At 75.5% G+C, this 3,350-nt stretch carries 3 protein-coding genes; all 3 read right to left on the minus strand.

The features are described from left to right. Positions 1–84: 84 nt before the first annotated feature. The 3 genes from ABZ914_RS48845 to ABZ914_RS48855 all read right to left on the minus strand — a co-directional run bounded on the left by ABZ914_RS48845 (position 85) and on the right by ABZ914_RS48855 (position 3,293). On the minus strand, positions 85–660 hold the full coding sequence (locus tag ABZ914_RS48845; RefSeq protein WP_190856718.1) for a TerD family protein: 576 nt from the start codon (positions 658–660) through the stop codon (positions 85–87). A 141-nt stretch (positions 661–801) separates the two neighbouring features. Further along, positions 802–2,598, minus strand: coding sequence for an acyl-CoA dehydrogenase family protein (locus tag ABZ914_RS48850; protein ID WP_500201436.1), 1,797 nt, complete (start codon positions 2,596–2,598; stop codon positions 802–804). A gap of 146 nt (positions 2,599–2,744) precedes the next feature. Beyond that, a complete protein-coding gene (locus ABZ914_RS48855) occupies positions 2,745–3,293 on the minus strand; it encodes a hypothetical protein (RefSeq protein ID WP_500201437.1) in 549 nt (182 codons plus the stop codon). Between the last annotated feature and the right edge of the window lie 57 nt (positions 3,294–3,350).

Genomic DNA, 3,350 nt, shown 5'->3' on the forward strand with positions numbered 1-3,350 from the left:
CCGATCGGCCCCGGCGGCCCCCGAGCGCGCGGGGGGGGCGGGGCGCAGGCCCCGCCCCTCCGGTCCCGACGAGGCCGGACGTCGTCAGACGTTCACGCCGAAGTCGGCGGCGATGCCCGCCAGCCCGGAGGCGTACCCCTGGCCGACCGCGCGGAACTTCCACTCCGCCCCGTTGCGGTACAGCTCGCCGAACACCATCGCGGTCTCGGTGGAGGCGTCCTCGGTCAGGTCGTAGCGGGCGATCTCCCCGCCGCCGGCCTGGTTGACCACCCGGATGAAGGCGTTGCGGACCTGCCCGAAGTTCTGCTGCCGGCCGTCGGCGTCGTAGATCGACACCGGGAACACGATCTTGGCGACCTCGGCCGGGACGGTCTGCAGGTCCACCTTGATCTGCTCGTCGTCGCCCTCGCCCTCACCGGTCAGGTTGTCGCCGGTGTGCTCCACCGACCCGTCCGGGCTCTTCAGGTTGTTGAAGAACACGAAGTGCTGGTCCGACAGCACCTTGTTCTCCGCCGAGCACAGCAGCGCGCTGGCGTCCAGGTCGAAGTCGGTTCCGGTGGTCGTGCGCACGTCCCAGCCCAGACCCACGACGACCGCGGTCAGTCCGGGAGCCTCCTTGGTCAACGAGACGTTGCCGCCCTTGCTCAGACTGACTCCCACTGTGCCTACCTCCGTATCGGACCGGGCGGATGACGGTCACCCGCGGCCTGTCTAAGCAGAACGGTAGTCAGTCCCCGCCGGTTCCCCCGCCGCTTTCGCCGATGACCGGCGTGGCGTGCGGGTTCGCCGCCGCGGGGCGGGTCAGCCGCCGGTGAGGAACGCCGTCGGCGCGGTGATCACCGGGGGCAGCTCGAACGCCGCCGCCAGTTCCCCGGCGCGCGGCGCGAGCTCGTCGCAGGCCCGCCGCCGCGCCGCGTGCACGTCCTGCAGCCAGCCGGGCGGCACCACGCCCTCGTCGAGCAGGCCGCCGGCGCGGCGCGCCCTCCAGTTCAGGGCGTTCAGGCGCAGCACGGGGCGCAGCGCCGCCGGGCCGCTCTCCAGCGCCGCGTCGCAGATCTCCAGCGTGACGCGGTCGGCGCACGCGGTCGCGGTCTGCGCGGCGAGCACGAGGTTGTCGTTCCAGGCGGTGAAGGGGTCGGCGCCCGCGTCGGCGGCCCCCCGGACCCGTTCGGCGAGCCGGTCGCGCATCCGCCGCTCGGCCTCGCGCGCCAGGAACAGCCACACCCGCGGCGAGTCCAGGTCCCCGTCGTCGGGCGGGCCCGGCACGGCCTCGGGCGGGGTGTAGCGGTCCAGGTCGGCCATCGCCCGCGCCGTGTCGTACAGGATCAGCTCGTTGTCGCCGCCGGCGTTCATGTAGGCGTGGGCGAGGCCCCGGTAGGCGTTGAGGCGCTCGACCGCCGCGAACCCGGGCGCGCCCGAATGCACCCGGCACATCGACACCGTCTCCTGCGCGGTGACGGTGGAGGCCGCCTTCAGCAGCGCCAGGTCCCGGTCGACCGCCGACCACGGCGCCCACGCGGTCTGCGGGCCGCCGGCGGGCGCGTCGGCGGAGGTCCGGCGGACCTTGACGTGGGCGGCGACCGCCGTCAGCGCGTACGCCGACGCCAGCGCGCCCAGCACCGCCTCCTGCTGGTTGCGGTAGTCGGTCAGCGGGCGGCGCGGCGCCAGGCGGCCGAGGGTGGAGCGGCCCGCCGAGTGCGCCAGCAGCATCCCGGCGGACGCGCGGGTGATCGCGGCGGACGCGGAGATCACCGAGCGCCACACCGCCGGCGCGATGCCCATCGAGCGGGTCAGCCGCGCGGCGGGCGACCCGGCGGGGTCGTGGAAGGAGCCGTCGGCGTCGATGCGGGCGCCGTCGCGCAGCCACGCCTCGTAGGGGACGTGCAGGTCCTCCAGCAGCACGGCCGCGTAGTCGACCTGCAGGCCGGTCGTCTCGGGGGCCGGCACCACCCGCACCCCGGGCGGGACGGAGCCGTCGGGGCCGCGGACCGGCACCGCGAACACGAACACCCCGCGCTCCTCGCCGCCGTGCACGAGGGTGGCGTACACGCAGGCGGTCTTGGGCAGGTCGGGGTGGGCCGTGCTGGTGGGGAACTTGGCGGCCTGCACGTCGGGGGTGTGCAGCACGAAACCGCCGGTGGCGGGGTCGTGGCGGGCGATGGTGCGCGGGGACAGGTGGCTGTTGCTGCGGCCGACCTCGGTCATCAGCAGCGTCCCGAACGAGTCCATCGACTCCAGCGCCTCGCGGGCGGCGTTCGGGCCGTCCTGGCCGCCGAACCGCACGATCGGGCCGAGCGCCAGGGTGTAGTGCAGCATCATCACGTGGAACAGCGCCGGGTCGGCGATCGCGGCGCGTTCCAGCAGCGCGCACAGCGCCGGCGGGTCGTCCAGCAGCTCCGACCCGGGCGGCGCGGCGAGCCCGGCGCGCCTCAGCCGCGCGTAGGTGAGGGCCTGGTGGTCGCGGGCGGTGAGCCCGCCGGGGTAGCTGAAGAACTCCTCGGGGACGGCGTCGGCGAACCGCTCCCGGAGCTTGGGGCCGGGGGACGCGCCGCGCACGAAACCGGCGAGGTCGCCATCGGGGGAGGTGCCCATGGACATGCCCATCACGCTGCTCTCCTGTCGGGACGGAGTGGTCGGGCTGAACGGATCGGGCGAAGGCGGGGGGACGAGGTAGGGGGCCGGGCCGGGGAAAGGCGGAGAAGGGGTCGGGCGGCCGGGTCGAGGCGGCGGGGTCCGGGGCGGGGTCAGACCTGCGGGTCGGGGGTGATGCCGGGCGCGGACTTGCCGACCGGCGGGCCGTCCGGCCCGATCGCGTCGGCGGCGCCGCGGGCGGTCTCGGTGGCGCGGGGGCGCGGCACGTCCCGGCGGGGCCGGTCGCGCAGCGGGACCAGGAAGGTCTGCGCGTCCGGGACGCTGAGGCGGGCGCACTGGCACAGCGCGTTGCCCGACCCGGCCTCGGCGAACACCGTCGCGCCGGCGGCGTGCACGGCGCGCAGCGCCTCCGGCAGCCGGACGGGCTTGACGATGCAGTCGGCCAGCGCCCGGTGCAGGTCGTCGTCGTCGCGGTAGGCGCGCCCGCGGACCGGCGAGTGCACGGCCAGCTCCAGGGGCCGCTGCGGGAAGGCGCGGATCGTGGCGTACCACTCGTCGTCGGCGCCGGCCATCGCGGGATGGTGCGACAGGTAGGGCACGGCGAGCCGGACGGCCCGCACCCCGGCGGCGCGGGCGGCCTCCAGCACCGCCTCCGCGACCCGCACGACGGAGGAGACGCGGGGACGGAAAGAGTGTGCCACGACCTTAGAAGAGCTCGGGGGGAGCGCGATCAGTAAAGCATGCTCGGGGGCCTGGGG

Source organism: Spirillospora sp. NPDC046719 (genome assembly GCF_040645715.1).
Classification (GTDB): Bacteria; Actinomycetota; Actinomycetes; order Streptosporangiales; family Streptosporangiaceae; genus Spirillospora.

What these genes read in the sequence shown, in the direction of transcription:
- ABZ914_RS48850 (WP_500201436.1), bottom strand. Translation starts at nt 2,598, where the DNA reads ATGTCCATGGGCACCTCCCCCGATGGCGACCTCGCCGGTTTCGTGCGC.